Source organism: Gelatiniphilus marinus, assembly GCF_042684345.1.
In the GTDB taxonomy this organism is placed as follows: domain Bacteria; phylum Bacteroidota; class Bacteroidia; order Flavobacteriales; family Flavobacteriaceae; genus Gelatiniphilus; species Gelatiniphilus marinus.
The window spans coordinates 667,895-691,433 of record NZ_JBHULK010000001.1 but is presented as its reverse complement, the minus strand read 5'-3'; the positions used below and the strand labels follow the sequence as shown (position 1 = coordinate 691,433).

19 protein-coding genes are annotated in these 23,539 nt (G+C 36.3%); 8 read left to right on the top strand and 11 right to left on the bottom strand.

Annotated features, from left to right (window positions below; all coding sequences use genetic code 11):
• Window positions 1–3 precede the first annotated feature (3 nt).
• Window positions 4–897: a hypothetical protein gene (locus tag ACFSQS_RS02940; protein ID WP_388013838.1), complete on the top strand. Its 894-nt coding sequence runs from the start codon at window positions 4–6 to the stop codon at window positions 895–897.
• A 14-nt stretch (window positions 898–911) separates the two neighbouring features.
• A complete protein-coding gene (locus ACFSQS_RS02935; protein ID WP_388013835.1) occupies window positions 912–1,766 on the top strand; it encodes an ATPase in 855 nt (284 codons plus the stop codon).
• 674 nt (window positions 1,767–2,440) lie between these two features.
• On the opposite strand, the gene ytxJ is transcribed toward ACFSQS_RS02935, so the two are convergent.
• Window positions 2,441–2,830 (bottom strand): bacillithiol system redox-active protein YtxJ, encoded by a 390-nt coding sequence (gene ytxJ, locus ACFSQS_RS02930; protein WP_388013832.1) that lies wholly within the window; start codon window positions 2,828–2,830, stop codon window positions 2,441–2,443.
• Between the two features lie 303 nt (window positions 2,831–3,133).
• Here ytxJ and clpB point away from each other — a divergent pair, with 303 nt between their 5' ends.
• The 4 genes from clpB (at window position 3,134) to deoD (ending at window position 8,646) form a co-directional block, all read left to right on the top strand.
• Window positions 3,134–5,740 carry an ATP-dependent chaperone ClpB gene (clpB, locus tag ACFSQS_RS02925; RefSeq protein WP_388013829.1) on the top strand — a complete coding sequence of 869 codons (2,607 nt, stop codon included), beginning with the start codon at window positions 3,134–3,136 and terminating at the stop codon, window positions 5,738–5,740.
• 547 nt (window positions 5,741–6,287) lie between these two features.
• Window positions 6,288–7,028, top strand: coding sequence for a deoxyribose-phosphate aldolase (gene deoC / locus ACFSQS_RS02920; RefSeq protein WP_388013826.1), 741 nt, complete (start codon window positions 6,288–6,290; stop codon window positions 7,026–7,028).
• Between the two features lie 210 nt (window positions 7,029–7,238).
• On the top strand, window positions 7,239–7,907 hold the full coding sequence (gene deoC / locus ACFSQS_RS02915) for a deoxyribose-phosphate aldolase (protein ID WP_388013823.1): 669 nt from the start codon (window positions 7,239–7,241) through the stop codon (window positions 7,905–7,907).
• 40 nt (window positions 7,908–7,947) lie between these two features.
• Window positions 7,948–8,646 (top strand): purine-nucleoside phosphorylase, encoded by a 699-nt coding sequence (gene deoD / locus ACFSQS_RS02910; protein ID WP_388013820.1) that lies wholly within the window; start codon window positions 7,948–7,950, stop codon window positions 8,644–8,646.
• Here deoD and ACFSQS_RS02905 read toward each other — a convergent pair.
• From ACFSQS_RS02905 to ACFSQS_RS02865, 9 genes are all read right to left on the bottom strand, one after another.
• On the bottom strand, window positions 8,630–9,373 hold the full coding sequence (locus ACFSQS_RS02905) for a DUF6503 family protein (protein WP_388013817.1): 744 nt from the start codon (window positions 9,371–9,373) through the stop codon (window positions 8,630–8,632). The two genes, deoD and ACFSQS_RS02905, sit on opposite strands and share 17 nt — an antisense overlap.
• A gap of 64 nt (window positions 9,374–9,437) precedes the next feature.
• A complete protein-coding gene (locus ACFSQS_RS02900; protein WP_388013814.1) occupies window positions 9,438–10,286 on the bottom strand; it encodes a 5-oxoprolinase subunit C family protein in 849 nt (282 codons plus the stop codon).
• Window positions 10,279–11,010 carry a 5-oxoprolinase subunit PxpB gene (gene pxpB, locus ACFSQS_RS02895; RefSeq protein ID WP_388013811.1) on the bottom strand — a complete coding sequence of 244 codons (732 nt, stop codon included), beginning with the start codon at window positions 11,008–11,010 and terminating at the stop codon, window positions 10,279–10,281. Before pxpB ends, ACFSQS_RS02900 begins: the two co-directional genes overlap by 8 nt.
• Window positions 11,011–11,015: 5 nt before the next feature.
• A complete protein-coding gene (gene pxpA / locus ACFSQS_RS02890) occupies window positions 11,016–11,756 on the bottom strand; it encodes a 5-oxoprolinase subunit PxpA (protein ID WP_388013808.1) in 741 nt (246 codons plus the stop codon).
• Complete coding sequence (locus tag ACFSQS_RS02885) at window positions 11,756–12,985, bottom strand: Nramp family divalent metal transporter (RefSeq protein WP_388013804.1); 1,230 nt, start codon at window positions 12,983–12,985, stop codon at window positions 11,756–11,758. Before ACFSQS_RS02885 ends, pxpA begins: the two co-directional genes overlap by 1 nt.
• 12 nt (window positions 12,986–12,997) lie before the next feature.
• The gene (locus ACFSQS_RS02880; RefSeq protein ID WP_388013801.1) at window positions 12,998–16,231 is read right to left on the bottom strand and encodes a S41 family peptidase; all 3,234 of its coding nucleotides are present in this window, start codon (window positions 16,229–16,231) and stop codon (window positions 12,998–13,000) included.
• Between the two features lie 89 nt (window positions 16,232–16,320).
• Complete coding sequence (locus tag ACFSQS_RS02875) at window positions 16,321–17,466, bottom strand: DUF2891 domain-containing protein (RefSeq protein WP_388013798.1); 1,146 nt, start codon at window positions 17,464–17,466, stop codon at window positions 16,321–16,323.
• Between the two features lie 380 nt (window positions 17,467–17,846).
• Window positions 17,847–19,241: a DUF819 family protein gene (locus tag ACFSQS_RS02870; protein WP_388013795.1), complete on the bottom strand. Its 1,395-nt coding sequence runs from the start codon at window positions 19,239–19,241 to the stop codon at window positions 17,847–17,849.
• A 57-nt stretch (window positions 19,242–19,298) separates the two neighbouring features.
• A complete protein-coding gene (locus ACFSQS_RS02865; RefSeq protein ID WP_388013792.1) occupies window positions 19,299–19,919 on the bottom strand; it encodes an L-threonylcarbamoyladenylate synthase in 621 nt (206 codons plus the stop codon).
• Window positions 19,920–20,064: 145 nt separating this feature from the next.
• Between ACFSQS_RS02865 and ACFSQS_RS02860 the strand changes: the two genes are divergently transcribed.
• Together ACFSQS_RS02860 and ACFSQS_RS02855 are read left to right on the top strand one after the other, a co-directional pair.
• Window positions 20,065–20,250, top strand: coding sequence for a hypothetical protein (locus ACFSQS_RS02860; protein ID WP_388013789.1), 186 nt, complete (start codon window positions 20,065–20,067; stop codon window positions 20,248–20,250).
• A 15-nt stretch (window positions 20,251–20,265) separates the two neighbouring features.
• On the top strand, window positions 20,266–20,928 hold the full coding sequence (locus tag ACFSQS_RS02855) for an alpha/beta hydrolase (protein WP_388013786.1): 663 nt from the start codon (window positions 20,266–20,268) through the stop codon (window positions 20,926–20,928).
• Between the two features lie 259 nt (window positions 20,929–21,187).
• Here ACFSQS_RS02855 and ACFSQS_RS02850 read toward each other — a convergent pair whose 3' ends face one another.
• Window positions 21,188–23,533 carry an ATP-dependent helicase gene (locus ACFSQS_RS02850; RefSeq protein ID WP_388013783.1) on the bottom strand — a complete coding sequence of 782 codons (2,346 nt, stop codon included), beginning with the start codon at window positions 23,531–23,533 and terminating at the stop codon, window positions 21,188–21,190.
• Window positions 23,534–23,539: the final 6 nt, after the last annotated feature.

Genomic DNA, 23,539 nt, shown 5'->3' with positions numbered 1-23,539 from the left:
TAAATGAAAACGAAAACTTACATCTTGTTTTTGTTTTTATGGTCTGTGCATTTTGCTTTTTCGCAAAAAGATTTAGATTCACTTCCGCAATTAGATTTGTCTAAAATAGCCCTAATCAATCAAAGCGATAGCTACATTACCTTTCCAACAGATATTGGAAATATTGAACCCTTAATGTTTGAAGCCAATGTAAACCCATCATTTGTAATTAGAAAACGAAAGGACTCTAAACTAATGGCTATTTTAAAACCTCAAATTACAATTAGGATGTATAATGAGGAATCCTATCCTGTTCGTACACCAAGTTATATTCCGCAGATTTCAGTGTATTATTTAGCCAATAAATATGAGGCTCTTAATTACTTGGTTTTTTTCGGAAAAATAGCGCATCATTCCAATGGACAAGATGGAAATTTTTATAATGACGATAATTTCATCAACTTACAAACGGGAAATTTTGCCACTAATTTCATGGAGTTTGGATTTCTTAAAACAGCATATAGTAATCGATTAAAAGCCATTAAAACGATAAAAAGTTCCATTGAAATTCATCCTAAAAGTTGGATGTTACAAGAATTAAAAGGCAAGTATAGCGGATTGCGTTGGCATAATAGTTTTACATCGTTTAAGTTTCCTCTAATCAATTCTCATAGCGATAAAGCCAATTTTTCATTAAAAGCTGAAACAACGTTCATGTTGGATAATTATAATGATTTGGATTTATTTGATTTTGATAGATTTAATGCAAGTCTTACCTTTTACTATCATCCAAAGTTTTTAGAAGATATAGGATTATTTGTCCAGTTTTATCATGGAATGGATTATTACAATATTTATTTTCAGCATCAGATATCTGTTATTCGATTTGGAATAATGACAGAAATATTAAGATTTTAAAACATTAAGAAAGCATGGAAAAGCAAATTTATATAAAGAAAGGAAACGATGAAATTGAACTTTTTTCTTTCGAAAAATTAAAAAAATCCCTAAAATCTGCAGGAGCATCCAAAGATGTGATTGAAACCATAATACTTGGTATTCAACCTAATCTTTATGATGGCATGTCATCTAATGAAATCTATAAAAAAGCATTTGCCATATTAAAAAAGCACAATAAGATTTGTGCTTCACGCTACAGTTTAAAACGTGCTCTTTTTGATTTAGGGCCTACAGGGTTTCCGTTTGAGCGATTGGTTGCTGCCTTATTAAAAGAAAAAGGTTATATAACCAAAGTCAGCGTTATTTTAGATGGTGCATGTGTGACGCATGAAATTGATGTGTTGGCAGAAAAAGATGTAAATGTATATGCTATAGAATGTAAGTTTCATTCGGATGCTAAAGGCTCAAGCAATGTTAAAGTACCTTTGTACATAAATTCTAGATTTTTAGACATTCAACAACAATGGAATACCAATTCCAACAAAAAAACACATTTAAAACAAGGTTGGCTGGTTACCAATACAAGGTTTAGCGAAGATGCTATAAACTATGCAAAATGTGTTGGTTTAACCCTGTTAAGTTGGAATTACCCTAAAAACAACGGATTAAAAGCCAATATCGATTCTATGGCATTATATCCTGTTACCACTTTAACAACATTAACCAGAAAAGAAAAGCATCAACTTATTGAGAAAGATGTGGTTTTGGTTAAAGAGCTTCTTAATGCATCTAATACAATGAAAAATATTGGATTATCAGAAAAAAGGATTCATCATGTTTTAGATGAAATTAAAAAATTGTGTAATGTCACACAACATAATGCTTAAAAGATATTGGTTAAAAAGTTCCATATGAATTTGTAATTAATGGATTGGCAGTTTGGTGCTATAAAAAAAACAACAAGTTTATTAACCATTCCACACACATAATGCTTCCCTCCTATACTTCGACTACGCTCAGCACACGCTATTTTAATAAATAGGTGTTCGTGAACCTCATAAATTCGATTTCATTAACAATGTATAAGAAACTTTTGGAGTAAAATTTTTTGAAGAGACTGTAGTAACAACTTTCGCTTTTATCCAAAGCTCAAGTTACATAACGCAAGAACATTATAGTACACTTTTAATATTGGATTATCCTGAGGATGATTTAATATTAAAACAACATTTAGCAATAAGCATGATGTTTGTTACTGTTTAAGCTATAATTCTCTATTATATAAAATATCCCAGAAACATTCGTTTTCATTAGAATAATTGGAACTTGGGTCATTAAACTATTAAGTGGTTTACTTCGCAGCGTTAATATATTTGTATCTATAATTTGACGTTATGTAAAATCTTGTGTGCACTATTAGATATAGTGTTTACCAAACCAAACACATTACCCCTACCTATCTCTGCATAAACAATTTCAAGAAACTGTTGTAAAAACTTTCGTATTTTAACAAAGGTAGATTGTAGCACGCTTTTTAAAAAAGCATTTGGCAATAAGCACGTTAAACAAACCTACTTAAATCTACATCGTTAATGGCGCCATGCGAGGCATGCAGTACTACTACCCCATTTTTAATTACAATAAGTTGCGGAGATTCGTGAATTACTTGAAATTTATCGGCGATTTCGTTTGAAACACCAAGGTAATTCAGCAAATCCAGATAATATAAATCCATGTCCTTTTCGGCTATCTTATACAAAGCAACAAATTGTTTCATTACCATTCTGCTTATTCCGCATCGGGTAGAGTGCTTAAAAATTACCTGTGTTTTGCTATTGGATTTCGTTTTAATCAAATCCAACTGAGGCAATTCATTTAAGGGAATCCAAGGCAAAAACTTTTCTTCTTTTGCTTGGTTATCGCCAACAAATAGTTTATTAAATAATCCCATAATTTCAATATTATCTTTTCATGCCCCCGAAAGAGCGAATCCTATTTTTACTATTCTTTTTAATGCAGAAACACATCCATTAGCCTACTAAGTCGAAACTTATTTTAAATCTTACAAACTGACTAAAAGTCATTAAAACAAAGTAACAACAAGACATTATGTCGCTTAAATAGCGTTGGTAAGGTTATTGTCTCAATGCAATTGTAAAAGTAATTAATAATAAGATTTTTGCTTTTATAAAAAACAAAAAGAAAGTATTAATAATATTCTCTTGTTTGAGGGAATAACATAAAAAACAAATTAATGAACTTAAACAATTATACCATAAAATCGCAAGAGGCCATACAGCAAGCACAGCAAATTGCACAAGGTCTAGGGCATCAGCAAATTGAAAACGAGCATGTTTTTAAAGGCATTTTTGAAGTTGATGAAAACGTATTGCCATTCATTTTAAAAAAATTGAATGTTAATATTAGTATCCTTCAACAAGCTTTGGATAAGCAATTAGAAAGTTTCCCAAAAGTTACGGGTAGCGAATTAATGTTATCGCGCGAAGCTGGGAAAAGCTTAAACGAGGCATCCATCATCGCAAAAAAAATGAAGGATGATTTCGTATCTATCGAGCATCTTATTTTAGCGGTTTTTAAATCGAACAGCAAAATAGCGCAAATGCTAAAAGACCAAGGTGTTACAGAAAAGACTCTAACTGCTAGCATTCTAGAGTTGCGCAAGGGCGAAAATGTAACTTCACAAAGTCAAGAAGAAACTTACAATGCACTTAGTAAATATGCAAAAAACTTAAACCAATTGGCAAAAGACGGTAAACTGGACCCTGTAATTGGTCGTGATGAAGAAATACGCAGAATTCTTCAAATATTATCGCGCCGTACCAAAAACAACCCTATTTTAGTTGGCGAACCCGGAACCGGTAAAACTGCTATTGCCGAAGGTTTAGCCCATAGAATTATTGATGGCGATATTCCAGAAAACCTAAAAGACAAACAAATTTTCGCTCTCGATATGGGCGCATTAATTGCAGGTGCAAAATACAAAGGCGAGTTTGAAGAACGCCTTAAAGCCGTAATAAAAGAAGTAACTACCAGCGATGGAGATATTGTGTTGTTTATCGACGAAATACACACGCTTGTTGGTGCTGGTGGCGGTCAAGGCGCCATGGATGCTGCCAATATTTTAAAACCCGCTTTAGCCCGTGGCGAACTGCGCGCCATTGGTGCGACCACTTTAGATGAGTACCAAAAATACTTCGAAAAAGACAAGGCTTTAGAGCGTCGTTTTCAAAAAGTTATGGTCGATGAGCCAGATACAGAAAGTGCAATATCAATTTTAAGAGGTATTAAAGAAAAGTACGAAACCCATCATAAAGTGCGCATTAAAGACGAGGCTATTATTGGTGCTGTAGAATTATCGCAACGTTACATTACCAATAGGTTTTTACCAGATAAAGCTATCGATTTAATGGATGAAGCGGCATCAAAACTTCGTATGGAAATCAATTCTAAACCAGAAGAACTGGATGTTTTAGATAGAAAAATAATGCAATTGGAAATTGAAATTGAAGCCATTAAACGCGAAAAAGACGAAACGAAATTAAAATCACTTCGATCAGATTTAGCTAACTTAAAAGAAGAACGTAACGAAATTAACGCGAAATGGAAAAGCGAAAAAGAAGTGGTTGATAATATTCAAAACACCAAACAGGATATTGAAAACTATAAACTTGAAGCAGAACGTGCAGAACGCGATGGCGATTACGGTAAAGTTGCCGAATTGCGCTACGGAAAAATAAAAGAAGCCCAAGAGCAGTTGGAAATTTTCCAAAAGCAACTTGAAGCCCAATCTGAAACTTCCTTAATTAAAGAAGAGGTAACTTATGATAATATTGCCGAAGTGGTTGCTAAATGGACCGGGATTCCCGTTACAAAGATGCTGCAAAGCGAACGCGAAAAGCTTTTAAAATTAGAAGACGAATTACATAAACGTGTTGTTGGGCAAGAAGAGGCCATAGTTGCGGTTAGCGATGCGGTTCGCAGAAGTCGAGCAGGATTGCAAAATCCGCAAAAACCAATTGGCACATTCTTGTTTTTGGGTACCACCGGTGTTGGTAAAACCGAACTCGCCAAGGCTTTAGCCGAATATTTGTTTGACGATGAGAATGCCATGACCAGAATTGATATGAGCGAATACCAAGAACGCCATGCGGTTAGCAGACTGGTTGGCGCGCCTCCAGGATATGTGGGCTACGATGAAGGCGGACAATTAACCGAGGCTGTAAGAAGAAAACCATATTCTGTGGTTTTGTTGGACGAAATTGAAAAAGCACATCCAGACACCTTTAATATTTTATTGCAAGTACTGGACGAAGGGCATTTAACAGATAACAAAGGTCGAGTTGCAGATTTTAAAAACACTATCATAATCATGACCTCGAATATTGGAAGCCATTTAATCCAAGAACGTTTTGAGGCCACAAAAGATCTCGATTCTGCCGTTGAAGCTGCAAAAATAGATGTACTGGGTTTATTAAAGCAAAGTGTGCGCCCCGAGTTTTTAAACAGAATAGACGACACCATAATGTTTACACCCTTAAGCAAAGAAAACATAATCGATATTGTTGGGCTTCAACTAAAAAGCGTTAAAAAAATGATTGCCAAACAAGGTATTACGTTTGATGCTACACCAGAAGCCATAGGCTATCTAGCAAAAAAAGGGTATAATCCAGAATATGGTGCAAGACCCGTAAAGCGTGTAATACAAAAAGAGGTCTTAAATGCGTTAAGCAAAGAGATTTTAGCCGGAAAAGTAACAACCGAAAGTATTATTTTGTTAGATGCCTTTGATGATCAATTGGTATTTAGAAACCAAAACAGTTTAGTTGCCGAAGAATTTTAGGGCAATACAATGGTTGGAAAAAAACTAATTTTTTAAATTGTAAATCAATTCCAAACCAATAGTATAAAAGCAACATGACCTTTTAACGAGGTAATGTTGCTTTTTTTATAACCGTAACCAGTTATAAAAAAACATAATATCGTACTATTTCTATGGCTATTGCTTCCTGCCTCGAGGAAAGTTGGTTTCAATTTTTTTTAATTCCTATTTTGCAGTTAAACGATTTTTTTTTTTTGACGGTTATTGATTGTACTTTTATTAAATCGTAAAACAAAAACAACACGCTATGTCTTTATTGCAATGTGCTGTAAATGTTTGATATAAATCGCTATTTCTTGTTTTTTAGGCCGCTTAAATTTACCTTGAAAATATATGGCATAATTTACCGTTTAACTTACTAACAATATATTGTTAATTAAAACCTTGTTAAAGTTCAAAAAATAACGTTTTAAATTCCTACTTTTACCAAGATATAATTCAAATATTAATAAACCATAACAACTATTAGCTGTTTAAATTAAAAAAGACAATAAAACCTACTTGTTCAATGCAAATATCAAATCAAATAGAATACACGTTATTACATCCATCGGCAACAGAAAGAGACATTATAGAGCTGTGTTTAGAAGCCAAAAAACACAGTTATTGCGCCGTAAATGTAAATAGCTATTATGTAACTTTTGTTAAACAATTTTTAATCAATACCAATGTAAAAGTCTGCACACCTATTGGTTTTCCTTTAGGTGCTATGGCAACAGCATCAAAAGTTTACGAGGCTAAACAAGCACTTAACGATGGCGCAGACGAAATAGAAATGGTTATTAACCAAGGCTTGCTTAAAAGCAAAAATTACGTTTCTATTTTAAAAGATATTACCGATGTAAAACGGGCTATTGGTAGTACACCACTTAAAGTAATTATTGAGATTTCAGAATTAAACAAAAACGAGGTTATCAGGATTTGTGAAATTTGTTTGGATGCCAAAGTAGATTATATAAAAACTTCCAGTGGGTTTTCAAAAAACGGAGCTACACAAACCACTGTTAAAATAATTAAAAAAACGGTAAAGAACCGCATTAAAATAGTTGCTTTTGATGGTATTGAAGATTACGAAACCGCAGTTAAATATCTAGAATCCGGAGCCGATAGAGTTGGTGTTAACTATGGTATATTGCTTTTTAACGATAAGCGGGCCAAAAGAAATTCTAAAATTTTTAAGCAGTACATTAAAACATTTAAAGAAGAACAAGCTTTAAAAGTAACGGAAACTGTTACCGTAAAAAATTAAGACATTACCATAAAATGAAATAGCTAAACCAAATCTAAAAATTCTGTTTAGCTATTTTTTATGGCTGCTACGCTAAAAATGAGTTCTACATTATAAAACTGACTTAAATCATAGTTTCAAATTAATTTATTAATGCATCTTAGCAGTTTTAACAATGTAAGCAGTGAAATACTGTTTTATTAAATAAATAAACTTAATTTTGGCATTAGCATGAAACTTTTAAACACTTATATAGACCACACGCTTTTAAAGCCCACAGCAACAAAAAACGATATCATAACACTTTGCCAAGAAGCAATTGAGCATAAATTTTTATCGGTTTGCGTAAACAGTTGCTATGTAGCTTTGGCTAAATCGCAATTAAAGGATAGCCATGTAAAAGTATGTAGCGTTATCGGTTTCCCTTTAGGAAGCATGAGTACACAAGCCAAAGTTGCCGAAACAAAATCGGCTTTAAGCCAAGGTGCCGACGAAATAGATATGGTTATTAACCTAGGCTATCTTAAAAGCAAGGATTTTGATGCCGTTTGGAAAGATATTGAGGCTGTAAAAAAAGTAATGCCCCAACAGGTGCTGAAAGTGATTTTAGAAACTTGCTATCTTGAAGATCTGGAAATTATTAAAGCCAGCGAACTTGCCATACAAAGTGGTGCAGATTTTATAAAAACATCAACAGGTTTTGGAACCGGTGGTGCTACACTACACGATGTAAAACTCATGAAAAGCGTTGCAAATGGTACTGTTAAAATAAAGGCTTCTGGCGGTATAAAAGATAAAAAAACAGCACTAGACTTTATAAACCTTGGCGCAGAGCGTTTAGGGACATCGTCTGGAATTGAGATAGTTACCGGCAAAACCACAAGCGAAAGCAAATATTAAATTGCCTAATAGAGAAACCATTAACTTTTAATTATTTTAAATGAGTGTACATATTGAAGCCAAAAAAGGCGATATAGCCGAAACCATTTTACTTCCCGGAGACCCCTTGCGCGCCAAATGGATTGCCGAAACTTTTTTTGACAACCCTTTCTGTTTCAATAAAATAAGAAACATGTTTGGCTACACAGGCACTTTTAACGGAACTCGAATTTCGGTAATGGGTACAGGCATGGGCGTGCCTTCAATATCCATTTATGCGCACGAACTTATTACAGAATATGGAGTTAAAAACCTTATTAGGGTTGGCAGCGCGGGCTCGTACCAAAAACATGTTAAAATACGCGATATTGTTCTGGCTATGGCGGCGTCGTCCAATTCTGGGGTAAACGAACTGCGTTTTGGTGGTGCAGATTACGCGCCCACGGCCAATTTTGATTTGTTTAAAAAGGCTTTGGATGTCGCAAAAGAGAAAAACATAGATATTAAAGCGGGCAATGTTTTTACTTCGGATGAGTTTTATGAAGACGATTTCGAATCTTACAAAAAGTGGTCTAAATTCGGGGTGCTTTGCGTAGAAATGGAAAGTGCCGGATTATACACTGTTGCCGCAAAACACAATGTAAATGCGCTTAGTATCTTAACTATTTCTGATTCTTTGGTTACTGGAGAGCGCACCACAAGCAAAGAACGCGAAACCACATTTATCGAAATGGTAGAAATTGCTATGGGATTAGCCTAATATGCTTTAGGTTTATTTTAGACACGATTTGCAATTGGTTTTTTTCAAACAAATCATCTAAATCCAACGCAGAAATCGATGTGCTGTTTTCGGGTTTATAATTGGTATAATCTACAAACCTAATGCCGCTAACATAACGCTCGTTATTGGCTTCTCGAAACCGTAAACCAATGCCGTGATTTTCATGGTACGAATAGGCAATATATTCTGTTTTATAAGTTTCAGCGTTTACCCAATACACAAAAATATCTTCAAAATCTTCTCCTCCACCTTCTTGATTAAAAGTGATTTCTATTTTATGATACGGCTTGCCTTTCACAGTAACTTTTTCAATATATTTTTTGTTAACGGCCGCATCATTTAACCCATAAGGTAAAACCGAAAAATAGTGAACCGAATTCACCGAAGCCGCGTATTTTGGAACCATAGTATCTGAAACCTTCACGATTTCATTATTGATGTATCGCTGAAAACCCTCGTTTGACAGCACATCCCTGATTGTGTTTATAGAATCTTTAAACGTTCTTTCCAATTTAAATAACCCATTATTTCGCGTTGCTTTATAGTGTTTATCCCTAAAATCGAATGCAATGGTGGCATTTTTAATTTTATCGCCCCCGGTAACCTCAATGGTTTTATCAACAATTTCTTGTGCGCTGAATTCTTTTTCCTTTTCACAACTTAAAAAGAACATGGCAACCGTAAAAAGTAGAAAATGTTTTTTCATTTTATGTTTTTAATCTCTGTCGTAAAACTACGCACAACTTACCAATTACCGTTATAAAATTTTCTTAATATTCCAGAAGTTTAAAGCTGATGTTTTGCCCCGTAAACTTTTGCGCCAAAACACTAATCGATGATTCTTTTAACTGTAAAATTCTGGGATAACCGCCCGTAGTTTGGCAATCGCGCATTAAAACAATAAGTTTTCCAGAAGGCGTTAGTTGCACCGTACCCGGAAGCACCGACGAGGTTATTATGGGCTGCAAGCTATTATTTAAAGTGTCCTCCAATTGGTAAGCCATTCGGTTATTTTCTTTTGAAATTTTAAATGGTTTTGAAAACAGTTTTTCTTGTTGTTCTTTGGAAAGCAAATCGAATTCCGGCCCCTTATATACTTCGATTTCATTTGCATTAAAATGATTGGCATTTACTTTAACTCGAGCATGCTTTGAATTGATTTCGATAAAATCCGAAACCGGCAACTCGCCATTTATACGCAGATTAAACGAATTGGTAATGCCTTTGTACATACTTCTGCTGCGCATGACTTTTTCGGTTTTAAAGCCACCCGAAATCGCTAAATAACATCTAAAACCGTAATTCAGTTTTCCAAAAGACAACACGTCTCCGGTTTTCATAGCTGTATTTTTATAAAGTTGGACTTGATTTGAATTGATTTTTGGCGACATATCTGCTCCAGAAATGCAAATGTTTGCATTGCCATAAAATTGAAGTGTGGCGCCCGTCATCGTCATTTCAATTACCGCAGTATTTTCATCGTTGCCCAATACAGCATTAGCCATGGTTGCCGAATAACGATCCATAACCCCGGAATATGGCACGCCGTAATGCTGAAAACCGATGCGACCTAAATCCTGAATACTTGAATAAAACCCTGTTTTTATGACTTTAACCATAGATGACCTCGCTTTCCAATTGATAATCGCCTACATCAACAAGCGTTTTAATTTCGTGGTGTTTATTTAATGAAATTGGATAAAACTCTATACGGTCTCCGGATGTTGCAAAACACGGATTCTCTTTTTTTACGTCGAAAAAAGAAATGGGTGTATTCCCGATAATATTCCAACCGCCAGGGCTTTCATTCGGATAAACCCCAGTTTGATGGCCGCCAATGGCCACAGCCCCTTTTTCGATTTTTAATCTTGGGGTATCTTTTCTAGGAAAATAAAGCGTTTCATCCAAACCTCCCAAATACAAAAATCCGGGTAAAAAACCGATAAAATAAACGGTGTAAACAGCTTGCGAATGCCGCTTAATAATGTCTTTTTTTGAACAGTTTTTAGCCTTAGACATCAGCTCTAAATCAATACCAAAAAAAGCATCGTAACACACCGGAATTTTCCATTTCTTAAATTTGGGTTGCTTATAAGTTGCATTCTGATTATAGATTTTTTTTAAGGTAGAGCATTGAGATTCAAAATCTATAATATTCTTTTTATAAGTAACTAATAATGAATTATATGCATGAGTTATATTAACGATAGATTTAATGTTGTTTTTTAATATTTTATCTTTACAAGCCAATACATCAAAAAGTGTTTTTTTTGTGATTACAGATGGCCATTCAATCAAAATTGAACGTTCTCCATAGCGTTTATATACAAGGTTAAAGGCCATAAAAACTACATGATTTTCACCCCTTTTGCTTCCAAGTTTTTCCTTAGGGTTTTAACCAGGTTTACAGCCTCGGTATTATCGCCATGAACACAAAATGTATCCGCTTTTATGGCAATTTCCGAGTCGTTAACAGCTCTAACCTTTCCAGTGGAAATCATGCGATACACATGGTTAACCAGGGTTACATCGCCACAAATCAGCGCATTGCTTTTATCTCTGGAAACCAGGGTTAAATCGTCGTTGTAATTTCTATCGGCGAAAGCTTCATAGATAATAGCGATGTTATTTTTAATCGCCACATCGGCAATTACCGATTTATAGGGCACGTATAATTTTACTGGAATGGCTATGCTCTTTATCGCTTCAACGATAATTTTTGCAGTCTTTTCGTTAACCGTAGCTACATTGTAAAGGGCACCGTGTGGTTTAATATGATGCAATCTGGCGTGCTCTTCTTTTAAAATATTCAATAAATCGCGAATCTGTTTTTTTATCGATTTGTACAACACCACCGAAGGCATTTTCATGGCCACTCTTCCAAAGTTTTCTTTATCGGGAAACGAGGGGTGCGCTCCTATTTTTACGTCGTGTTTTTTTGCCAACCGTACAACGCTTCGCATAGTTTCGCTATCACCTGCATGACCTCCGCAGGCAATATTACAGCTAGAAATATATGGCATTAATTGTGATTCGTTACCAATGCCTTCACCCAAATCTACATTGATATCAATCTTGTAATTTTGCATTAAAAGAGGTTTAATTGAAACACTTTGTTAAGCGTAGCTAACGATAGTAAGATACTAATTCCTAGAATAATAATCCCGAAAATATTTTGTTTTACATTATTTACATGCATCTTCAAAATAGATTTTTTATTCATAACCCAAATTAAAAAACCAGCAATAATGGGCAATAGGATGCCATTTGTAACTTGGGCGAATTTTATAATTTCTATTGATTTTATTCCTGATGAAGCGGATATTACACCAACAAGCAAAACAATTATCCAAACTGCTCGAAACTTTTTAGATTGCATATTGGTGCTCCAACCCAAACAGCCCGTTGCCACATAAGCCGCTGCCAATGGCGCTGTAATGGCACTGGTAATGCCAGCCGCAAACAAACCTATAGCTAAAAAATATTTTGCAAAACTCCCGAATAACGGCTCTAATCCTTTGGCTAAATCTGCCGCATTATTTATGTCTTGGGTTTGAATGGATGCGGCCGAAATAATGATGCACATAGAAACCAACCCGCCTAAAACAACTGCGACCAAAGTATCTTTTCTTGCGAATTTTAAATCTGATTCGTTATGCCATTTTTGTTTGACTAAAGACGCATGTAAAAATAAATTGTAAGGCACAACGGTTGTTCCAATTAAAGCAATGACTGTTAACATGCTATCTTTTGGAAACTTGGGGATAAATACGCCGTTTAAAATTTCAGAAAAATTGGGTTTGGTAATCATAGCCGTAATCAGAAAAGCTAAACTCATTAAAATAACAAGAAATACCAGCGCGTGTTGAAGTATTTTATAATTCCCTAAATAGAGCAAAACGAAAGCAATAATGCCTATCGCAACACTCAAAAAATTAATTGAAATTCCTGCCATGTCAACATTTGAATTTCCAACAATAGTTTCTAAACCTAAAACGCCACCGCTTATATTTCCGGCTTCGTAAGCGGCATTGCCAATTACAATGGCAGACAGTATTAATATAATAGCAAGCGTTTTTAATACGGGGTTTTTAATTTCGCTTCTAATGGCTTGCGCCAATCCATTTTGTGAAATAATCCCCAGTCTTGCAGCCATTTCCTGTAAAACAATGGTTGCTATAATGGAGAGCAACATCGCCCAAAGTAAGGCATACCCAAAGCCCACGCCAGCAAGTGTGCAAACGGTTACGGTGCCCGGTCCAATAAACGCAGCTGCGACTAATGGCCCAGGACCAATGTTTTTAAACCAGTTTTGCATATAAGTTTATATCTATAGTTGCTTTAACAATTCATCGACTGCTTTTTTAAGTTGTGTATCTTGGTTGTTTGCTTTATCATCTGGATTATTTAGCACTAAAATATCTGGGACTGCTGGTACAAAATCCATGTTATCGCCAGTCGATTTTACAAACCAACCTCTAAACGGCATTCTAACGCTAGAGCCATCGATTAATCGAGCCGAACCTGTTGAAATAACCGCTCCAAAAGTAGGTTCGCCAACCAAAGTACCAATATTCAATGCTTTGTACGCATGCGAAAATATTTCGGCATTCGAATAGCTGGTATGATTACACAGCGCTATAGATGGTTTGGTCCAAGCCGCTAAAGGCAAACGCTCGCTAAACGGATAATGCTCTTTAAATTTTGTATGTTCGGTTTTTAAATTTCCAGCAGCGCCGCGAGGCACCGTATAAGCGTGTTGCTTTACGTTTAAAACCGCCATAAGATAATCGGTTGTCCAACCACCACCGTTAAATCGCACATCTATTACCAATCCTTTTTTACCCAAACCGGCAGCAGTGAGTTCGCGCTCAAAACGCTCGAAACTCGTCCAGTTCATCCCTTGAATATGAATGTAACCCAACTGCCCATTCGAGTATTTTTCTGTCAGTCGTTTACGTTCTTTTACCCAAGCTTTATAATTTTCAAATCGGTTGCTGTTTGTAGGTCTTATTACAACTTCAACGGCATTATTTCCTCGTTTAACATCTAAATAAATCTTCTCGTTTGCAGTGCCTTCCAACAAGCTGTAAACATTCAAATCTTTAGTAAGTTTAGTGCCGTTTACCGCCGTAATTACATCGCCGACACGTATTTTACTGATGCTTCTATCGGCAGGCATGTCGCCAATTACCGCCTCAACTTTTAAACTTCCGTTGTTATTGGGCGTAAACTCCAGCCCTAACAAACCGGTGCTTTGTCTTTGCAAATCTTCGCGAGATTCTCCAGAACGGAAGCCCATGTGACTCGCGTTTACCTGACCCAGCATCCAATTGAACATGTTTTGGAAATCTATTCTGGTGGAAGCGCCCATAGCCAAAGGCTTGTAGGTTTTCTTTAGGGCATTCCAATCGCGACCATGAAAATTGGGATCGTAAAACCCATCGTTAAGTGCTTTCCAAGCTTCCTCGAATATTTGATTTGATTCTTCGTGGTAATTCACATTCAATCGCGCCGAAATAGGAAGGCTTTCCGTTTTATCAGACGACATATTAATTTTTGAAAGACTACCAAATCCGCTGGTCATGTACAAGTTTGAATATTTATTGTCGGTTACAATATTGGAAGGTCTTTTATTGCCATTTGTAATGGCTTTTCTGTCTTTTCCTTCCCATGAAATTTTAAACAAATCGGATTCGGTATCTGGATTGCCTCTGGTGCCATTGCCCGTAGTGTAGTAAATGGTTTTTCCGTCTTTTGAAAATGCCCTACCAAACTCGCCGCCCGTAAATGAAGTAACCTGTATTTGACGCTCGTGGATGTCTTTAAAATCGATTACAATGTTCTTAACCGCATCTTTATCTTTTTTGTCATTGTCGTTTTTCTTGTCGTTCTTTTTGCTTTTATTCTTGTCATCTTCATCATCGTCTTCTTTCCAATCTTCAGCTGTTTTTTCCCAATCTGCCTTATTTAACCAAGTAAACCAAACATCGTAATCGCCATTATTTCTATTGGATGAAAACATTAATTTTTTTCCATCGGCACTCCAAACCGGACCATAATCTTGTTTTGGATGCATCGAAATGTTTACTGGTTTTTTGGAGTTATCGGCTTTATGAATATAAATTTCGCTGTTAAAATCTAGATCGCTCAAGCTGTACGCCAACCATTTGGAATCTGGCGACCACGACACGTTATCGGCGGTATCCCAACCATCAAGCAAAATGGTTTCGTTTGAAATTTTCCCTGAGCTATCTATGTTCGCAACCACAAGCATACCCCGACCTCTTTGAAATGCCAATTGTTTTCCGTTGGGAGACATTACCAAATTACTTTCGTTTTCTTTGGTTTTTGTAATTCTTTCAACCCGATGTTTTAAGGTTTTAAAGAGGTTTGATTCTTTTTTATCATCGGAAGTTACCACGTACAAATCATTCTGTCCGTCTCTATCCGAAATAAAAATTAAGGTGCTATCGTTAACCCAAGTTGCCATTCTGTCTCTGTACGATGAATTTGAAACGTTTACCGTTCGGCTTTTTTCTTTATCATTTTCCCTTAAAAATATTTCGCCCCTAATGTTCAACGCACTGTATTTTCCGTTTGGCGATACGGCAATTTCGCCAATTCTGTTGGAGTATGTTTTGCGCTCCACAGGATCGAATCTGTAATCTGAAGCGATATCAATGTTTACTTCTTTTTGGGATTTGGTTGCCGTATCCATTACAAAAACCTTATCGGCTTGAGCCATAATTATAGCATTTCCGTTTCTGCTCACATGAAACGAAAATAGGCCCATATCCTTAAACGCACTTACCTGCTTTATTGGTCCTTCTTTCGTGCCCGCATCAGAAATATTTAGTTGGTGTACGTTATATTTTCCGCTTCGTGCCGATTGAAAATAAATGGTATTGTTATTGCCCCATTGCGGATAAAAATCGTTGCCATCAAAAGTGGTTAGTTGTGTGTATTTATCATTTTTAATATCGTACAACCACAAATCCCTATTTGCCGAACCGCGATACGCTTCACGCTGGATTCTGCAATTTCCCTTTACAAAAACAATAAATTTTCCGTTGGGTGATAATTTGGAATCGAAGCCCAATGTGGTCATAAACCTATGTGGCGTTCCGCCTTTATCGCTTACTTTATGTGTTTCGTATTCGCGTTCAACTTGGGCAAAATTCCGTCGTGTTGAAAATAAAATATCACCATTATTTGTGTAATCTGTTAAATAATCGGTGGTTGAATGATACGTGATTCTCTGCGACAATCCGCCATTTGACGGTATGGTAAAAACATCGTAATTCCCAAACCTGTTGCTCTGAAATGCAATGGTTTTTCCGTCTGCGCTCCACAGCGGATTGGTATCGTAACCTTCGTGAACGGTTAGTCGTTTTGCGTTTTTACCGTTTATATTTGTGGTCCAAATATCGCCCTGAAAATTAAAGGTTATTTGCGTGCCATCGGCATTTAAAGACGGTGAATTTACCAATGGGTTTTGTGCAGATACAGCGTTGGCAAACAATAAGCTGCATGCCAAAAGCATTAAAGAAAATGGTTTCATTTGTTTAGTAAATTAGTTTAATGAAGAAAAATATAAAAAATTAAAGACATACTTGTTGTTTACAATGGCTTTAACATAATATTGAGATTCTATTTGATCTTGGCTGTTGAATTAAGCGCGTAAATCGCGAAACTTCCCAACCAATGGCCGCCCTCGTAACTATCGCCAACAATATTTGGCAACGAATAATTTATGTGGTGATTGGCGATGTTTTTTAAATGATTGTACTCCGGTAATCCTTCGGCAATTTTATTTAAACTCCACGCACGCGAAAAATTTACGCCATCCAAATGCACCAATTTTCCATCGGTTCTGTCGGACACTTTTCCTGTTTCGAGTTTGAAGTTTTTATCTTTTAACTGCGGAAGAAATTCATGCAACCACACTTTGAAATCCTCAATTGATAGCACGCGTTTCATTAAAGCGGCTTCCTCTAAACAGGGCGATAAAAAATCAAAACCACTGGGTCCCCAAGTTATTGGGCAACCGATATCTTTTAAATAAAAATCTTTGGCGCGTTGAGTAATTAGGTTTTTAAGTGTTTCGTTATTTACGCTTAAAGCATAATCGAAAGCAAAAGACAACCCGAACGCGGTATTTGTATGTTCGCCAACTCTTATTGGGTAATTTAATTTGGGAAGAAATTCTATGTATTTTCCAACAATTAAATCGGTTAGCGGTTGTAAATTGGTTTCTAGGGTTTGTGCGGTTTCATCGTCCCAAGTATGCAGTTCTTCAGCGAGTTTTAACAACCACGCCCAACCATAGGTACGCTCGTAAGATGTGTTGTGTTTACCGTAAAAATATTGCACTTCGGATTCAATATTTTCTTTTGAAATGTTATTGAGAAGTTGATTTTTAATGTCATCAGCATTATCAATATCCGGGAACTGTTTGAGTAAACTCACCAAACTCCAATGCCCGTGAACGGACGAATGCCAATCGAAACACCCATAAAACGCAGGATGCAATGCGCTTGGGGATTTTAAATCGTCATCGCCACCAATCGTTTGGTTGAGTTTGTTTGGATATTCGGTATTGATGCAATGCATCGGTAATTGTGCTAAGGTATTTGCACCTTTTAAGTCCAGTTTTGGAATGCCTAAAATGGGTTTGGATTGCGATGCTGAAACCAGTTCTGTTTTGGTTTCAGTAGCTTGTTGTTTTTCTTTTTTGGTGTTACAGCTTAGGGTTAAAACTGTTATTGTTATAAATAATGCGATGTGTTTTTTCATATTGTAAATATAATTGTTAGTTGGTAAATTTCGAAAAACTATTTATACTTATTGAAATGGATAAGGGTTTTAATGTTACATCAATAATTAGGAAAAATATAGTGTAACGTTATGCTGTCCGGATAGCTATCGGTATCGCTTTAACATCTCGTTATTATTTACCAAACAGCAATTTGCTGAATGTGATTCTGAAACAAGTTCAGTAAACCTAACAAATTGTGTTATAATGCAGATAATCATTCAGTATTATTAAGAAGTATAGTATTTGTTATATACCATCTTATCTATCCGTAGGCTTTTTTAATTGGTTTTTTTATTATTGATGAAGCCTCGAGTTACCAACACAGCTTTAAACCATAACTTTAAATATCCAATTAAACCTAACTTACCCACTTCATCATTAAAGCACAAGCAAAGGCGGCATAAGTACCCAAGGCGTAGCCCAAAACCGCCAATAAAACACCAACCGGTGCTAGCGAAGGATGGAAAGCACCAGCAACCACAGGTGCCGATGCAGCGCCACCAATATTAGCCTTAGATCCTACCGCCAAAAAGAAATAAGGTGCTTTAATAATTTTTGCTACGATAAACAGTAAGCCTACGTGAATAATCATCCAAACGAAACCAATGGCAAATAAGCTTATATTTTCTATAATGGCGTTTAAATTCATTTTCATGCCTATGGCCGCTACGAGTATGTAAATAAAAACCGTTCCTATTTTACTGGCTCCGGCGCCTTCGTAACTTTTAACCTTGGTAAACGATAGCAAAACACCAAGGGTTGTTGCGACAATAATGAGCCAAAAAAACGAACTTCCAAGTCCGAAATCGACTAAAAGCGGCGCGTTTTCTTTTACCCAAACGCTTAGGTTATCGCCTACTATGTGCCCTATTGCCGTAACACCAAAACCAATGCCCAAAAGAATCATAAAATCGTTAAATGATGGTACTCTAGCGGTTTCCAAACTAAACTTTTCCATTTTGTTTTTTAGTGTGGTAATAGACGAGTTATCGGCTTTAAAGTAATTGTCTATTTTATCGGATTTAGCCACACCAAGCAACAAGAATATCATCCAAACTTCGGCAACCAAAACATCAACCACAGCCATAATGCTAAACAAGCTGTCGCCAACTTCCCATTGCTCTTTCATGGCCAATTGGTTGGCGCCGCCTCCAATCCAACTTCCTGCCACGGTAGAGAGGCCTTTCCACAATTCGGTGCCTTCTACAGAAACTAAAATATCTGGGGCCACAAATTTAAAAAACAAAATAGCCAATGGACCACCAATCATAACTCCAACGGTTGCTGTTAAAAACATAATTAAGGCTTTAGAGCCAAGTTTAAACACACCTTTTAAATCGATGCTCATGGTTAAAAGCACCAACGATGCGGGCAATAAAAATCGAGACGATACGTAGTACAATTTACTGCCACCAACAAATTGCGAGTACTCCGATGGGTTAATGTTATTGGCCATTGCATATTCTTTTAAAGTATGTAAATTGCTAACACCATCTAAATTTCCGTAAAGCGATTGCAAGTGTTTTATGGTTGCCGAAACATCAATCCATTTGTCGGCAATCAACCCAACAGAACTTAGTATGGAGGGAATAAAATAGCATAATAATAGCGCGGGGACAATGCTGTAAAATTTTGAAAAACGAGGTAAACTCGATGAATAAAATATGAGTGCGAGCGTTACGGCTAAAATGCCAAAAATAATGGTGTCGTTGGCAAATAAAGGGATGTCGCTGCTAATTTCTGCTAAATTCATAAACTGGTGTTAAGTTAAAATGGTTTTGTGAAATATGATTTTGTTTTAAAAAAGTAATTAAAAAATCTCTAAACTGCCTTTGCCTTCTCTAATAACAATAGGCTCGTCTTCAGATAAATCTATAACCGTTGAGGCTTCATTATCGCCATAACCGCCATCAATTACCAAATCGACTAAGTTAGTCCATTTTTCGAAAATCAATTCCGGATCGGTGGTGTATTCCAAAACTTCGTCTTCATCATGTATAGAGGTAGAAATAATGGGGTTTCCCAATCGCTTAACAATATCTAGAGCAATGTTGTTTTTGGGTACACGAATACCTACTGTTTTGCGCTTTTTAAAAGGATTTGGTAACGATTTTCCTCCGGGCAGCACAAAGGTGTATGGCCCTGGCAGCGCACGTTTTAATATTTTAAAAGTTGTTGTATCTATTTGTTTTACATAATCGCTTAGGTTACTTAAATCGTGGCAAACAAACGAAAAATTTGCTTTTTCAAGCTTTACCTGCTTAATTTTGGCAACACGTTCTAAAGCTTTTATATTGGTAATATCGCAGCCCAAGCCATAAACGGTATCGGTAGGATAAATTATTAGACCGCCACGTTTTAAAACGGCAACCACTTTTTCAATCGCTTTCGGATTGGGGTTTTCTTCATATATTCTTAAAAACTCAGCCATAATAACTATCTTGTAATTGCGTTTACAAAGTAAATATTATTTTTATAATCAAACCAATAGATTAAAATAATCTTTAATCTTAAAGCAAAATGATTTTTTTTAAAGCGCACTAAGTTACACGACAAAATAAAAATTAAGCTTACCCATGAGAGCACTTAAATCTATTTTATTAACTTTTGTTATTGCTGTTTCCGTTTTTGGTTGTTCGAATGAAAATTTAAACCAGGAAATTGTAAGCAATTTAGATCCTTCTGAATATTATGAGGAATTAAATATTTCTTATGGAGAAGATTCTGATCAAAAATTCGATTTGTATCTGCCTGCCAATTGAACGGCGAATACCAAAGTGATGGTCTTGGTACACGGTGGCGGCTGGTCTGCCGGCGATAAAGCTGAAATGAATCCTATAAAAGACCTGTTGCGTCAAGATTTTCCTAACCTATCCATTGTAAATATTAATTACAGATTGGCAGATGAAAACAACAGCCCCTACCCGATGCAAATGGATGATATTACAACCATAATCAATCATTTAAAAGACAATAAAACACATTATACCATTTCTGAAACTCTAGGGTTTATAGGCACGAGTGCCGGTGGGCATTTATCGCTGCTTTGGAGCTATGCTTTTGATGTTCATGAAAAAGTGGGTATGGTATGCAGCATTGTAGGGCCAACAAATTTAACAGATCCGGCATATTTAAACAACACAAACCCAGATTTACAGCAACTATTGGATTTGTTTGGAGTAAATCCTACAACCGCTTTTTTAGAAAAAGTTAGCCCCTACCACCAAGTTGCAGCTACCTCGCCGCCCACCATTTTGTTTTATGGCGGACAAGACCCGTTAATACCAACAACGCAGGGTATCTATATGCGCGATAAATTACAAAGCATGGGCGTTACGCACGAGTTTACGTTATACCCTAATGCGGGACATGGTTGGGTTGGGTTGGAATTATTGGATACTTGGTTGAAACTTAAAGGTTTTATAAATAACCACTTGTAATGCAAATAAATATACTAAGAATTCTATTTTTTATGATAATCTTCAGTCTAAATATATTCTTTTAACTGTATGTTTAAATAATGTTTATTTATAAGCTTTTAGTTCTAGATTTCGCAATATTCAAGAAACTATCATAATTAAAATAACTCATTTTTTTTGGTGTTATAAGCGTAAAACAAGATTATGATAATTTTTTTTGGCTCGAAACAGGCCGAACAGGTTTGTGATACACTGTTGCTAAAAAAAAAATGATTTCAACCTACCCCACAACTTCCAACTTAGCAAAACGCAACAATAATTTTTTTAGGCCACCATGCTGAAAATTAATTTCGGCTTTAATATCGGCGCCTTTACCTTCTATTTTCATAACTTTTCCCGTGCCAAACCTTATGTGTTTTACCACATTCCCAACAACCAATTTACTGTCGAATAAATTGGTGTTTCCGCCTGTTTTAGAAACAGGTTTTAAATTTTTAGGCGCTGTAACCTGGAATTTTTCTTGAGTTTTATTTGTGCTCCCTTTTTTAAGCACCGCTTTTTTTGCGGGTTTAAATCTAATTTTATTAGGGTTAACTTTAGAGTCTTCAACATCGCCAAAAATATCGGCATCGAGCATGGGGTTAAATCGTCGCTCTTCAATAGGCGTAACAACATCTAAATACTGCTCGTCTATTTCTTCGATAAAACGGCTAGGTTCAGAATCAATCAATTTCCCCCAGCGGTAGCGCGATAAGGCATAGGTTAAATACGCTTGTTTTTCAGCTCGTGTTAACGCCACGTAAAACAAACGTCGCTCCTCTTCTAATTCGCTACGGGTGTTCATGCTCATCGCACTTGGAAACAAGTCTTCTTCCAAGCCCACAATAAACACATACGGAAACTCCAATCCTTTTGCTAAATGAATCGTCATTAAAGCGACATGGTCTGCATCGCCTTTGTCGGCATCCAAATCGGTTGCCAAAGCCACATCTTCTAAAAACTCCGCTAAATTCCCAGTGGTATCGGCAATTTCTTTTTGGCCCTCAACAAAATCTTTCATCCCGTTTAAAAGCTCCTCAATGTTTTCCATTCGGGTAACACCTTCGGGCGTGCCGTCTTTATTAAATTCGCGTATTAAACCACTGGTTCGGGTAACGTGTTCTGCCAATTCAAAAACATCGGCGGTTTGGTTTAAAACCTGATAGCTTTCAATAAGCGTTACAAAATTCTGCAGTTTTGTTTTTGTGCCCGAATTCACTTTAACATTGGTTTTATCGATGTTTTTCATCACCTCAAAAATGGTTCGGTTATAACCATTTGCAGAAACGATAAGCTTGTCCATGGTAGTTTGGCCAATGCCTCGCGGCGGAAAGTTGATAACGCGCTTTAAAGCTTCTTCATCCGCAGGATTTATAATAAGTCGCAAATACGAGAGCACATCTTTTATTTCTTTCCGTTGATAGAATGATAATCCGCCATAAATTCTATATTTAATATCGCGTTTGCGCAAAGCATCCTCGATGGCTCGAGACTGTGCGTTGGTACGGTACAATATAGCAAAATCGCTGTTTTTTAATTGGTTGTTCATTTTGTTTTCCCAAATGGTACTCGCCACGTAACGCCCTTCGTCACCATCAGTTAACGAGCGGTGTACTTTAATTTGTTCGCCTTCATCATTGGCTGTCCAAACTATTTTATCAAGTTTTGTTTGGTTTTTATCGATTATTGAATTTGCGGCATTAACTATGTTTTTAGTGGAACGGTAATTTTGCTCTAATCTAAAGACTTTCACATCATCGTAATCTTTCTGAAAATTTAAAATATTATTAATATTCGCCCCACGGAAGGCGTAAATACTTTGGGCATCATCGCCAACCACACATATATTTTGAAACTTATCAGACAAGGCGCGCACAATTAAATACTGCGAGTGGTTGGTATCTTGGTACTCGTCTACCAAAATGTACCTAAACCTATTTTGGTATTTCATTAATACGTCTGGAAAACGTGTTAAAAGTTCGTTGGTTTTGAGCAATAAATCATCAAAATCCATAACGCCGGCTTTAAAACAACGCTCGACATATTCCTTGTAAATATCGCCCATTCTTGGACGACGCGCCATAGCATCGGCTTCTTTTAATTCTGGATTTTGAAAATAGGCACGCACCGTAATCAAACTATTTTTATACGATGAAATTCGCGAGCGCACCTGTTTGTATTTATAAACATCTTTATCCAGGTTCATTTCCTTGATAATGGAGGCAATCAACCTATCTGAATCTTGGGTATCGTAAATGGTAAAATTACTTGGATAGCCTAATTTATCGGCCTCTGCACGTAAAATTCTGGCAAAAACAGAGTGAAAGGTACCCATCCATAAATTTTTTGCTTCACTATCGCCTACTATGGTTGCGATGCGTTCTTTCATTTCGCGCGCCGCTTTGTTGGTAAAGGTTAACGATAAAATATTAAAGGGGTCAATCCCTTTGCTCATCATGTATGCAATACGGTACGTTAGCACACGGGTTTTACCAGAGCCCGCGCCGGCAATAACTATCATGGGGCCTTCTATTTGAACGGTGGGCTCTAATTGTGCGTCGTTTAGCTGACTTAAATACTTTTCCAATTCATT

What these genes read in the sequence shown, in the direction of transcription:
- ACFSQS_RS02940 (WP_388013838.1), top strand. Translation starts at nt 4, where the DNA reads ATGAAAACGAAAACTTACATCTTGTTTTTGTTTTTATGGTCTGTGCAT.
- ACFSQS_RS02935 (WP_388013835.1), top strand. Translation starts at nt 912, where the DNA reads ATGGAAAAGCAAATTTATATAAAGAAAGGAAACGATGAAATTGAACTT.
- ytxJ (WP_388013832.1), bottom strand. Translation starts at nt 2,830, where the DNA reads ATGGGATTATTTAATAAACTATTTGTTGGCGATAACCAAGCAAAAGAA.
- clpB (WP_388013829.1), top strand. Translation starts at nt 3,134, where the DNA reads ATGAACTTAAACAATTATACCATAAAATCGCAAGAGGCCATACAGCAA.
- deoC (WP_388013826.1), top strand. Translation starts at nt 6,288, where the DNA reads ATGCAAATATCAAATCAAATAGAATACACGTTATTACATCCATCGGCA.
- deoC (WP_388013823.1), top strand. Translation starts at nt 7,239, where the DNA reads ATGAAACTTTTAAACACTTATATAGACCACACGCTTTTAAAGCCCACA.
- deoD (WP_388013820.1), top strand. Translation starts at nt 7,948, where the DNA reads ATGAGTGTACATATTGAAGCCAAAAAAGGCGATATAGCCGAAACCATT.
- ACFSQS_RS02905 (WP_388013817.1), bottom strand. Translation starts at nt 9,373, where the DNA reads ATGAAAAAACATTTTCTACTTTTTACGGTTGCCATGTTCTTTTTAAGT.
- ACFSQS_RS02900 (WP_388013814.1), bottom strand. Translation starts at nt 10,286, where the DNA reads ATGGTTAAAGTCATAAAAACAGGGTTTTATTCAAGTATTCAGGATTTA.
- pxpB (WP_388013811.1), bottom strand. Translation starts at nt 11,010, where the DNA reads ATGGCCTTTAACCTTGTATATAAACGCTATGGAGAACGTTCAATTTTG.
- pxpA (WP_388013808.1), bottom strand. Translation starts at nt 11,756, where the DNA reads ATGCAAAATTACAAGATTGATATCAATGTAGATTTGGGTGAAGGCATT.
- ACFSQS_RS02885 (WP_388013804.1), bottom strand. Translation starts at nt 12,985, where the DNA reads ATGCAAAACTGGTTTAAAAACATTGGTCCTGGGCCATTAGTCGCAGCT.
- ACFSQS_RS02880 (WP_388013801.1), bottom strand. Translation starts at nt 16,231, where the DNA reads ATGAAACCATTTTCTTTAATGCTTTTGGCATGCAGCTTATTGTTTGCC.
- ACFSQS_RS02875 (WP_388013798.1), bottom strand. Translation starts at nt 17,466, where the DNA reads ATGAAAAAACACATCGCATTATTTATAACAATAACAGTTTTAACCCTA.
- ACFSQS_RS02870 (WP_388013795.1), bottom strand. Translation starts at nt 19,241, where the DNA reads ATGAATTTAGCAGAAATTAGCAGCGACATCCCTTTATTTGCCAACGAC.
- ACFSQS_RS02865 (WP_388013792.1), bottom strand. Translation starts at nt 19,919, where the DNA reads ATGGCTGAGTTTTTAAGAATATATGAAGAAAACCCCAATCCGAAAGCG.
- ACFSQS_RS02860 (WP_388013789.1), top strand. Translation starts at nt 20,065, where the DNA reads ATGAGAGCACTTAAATCTATTTTATTAACTTTTGTTATTGCTGTTTCC.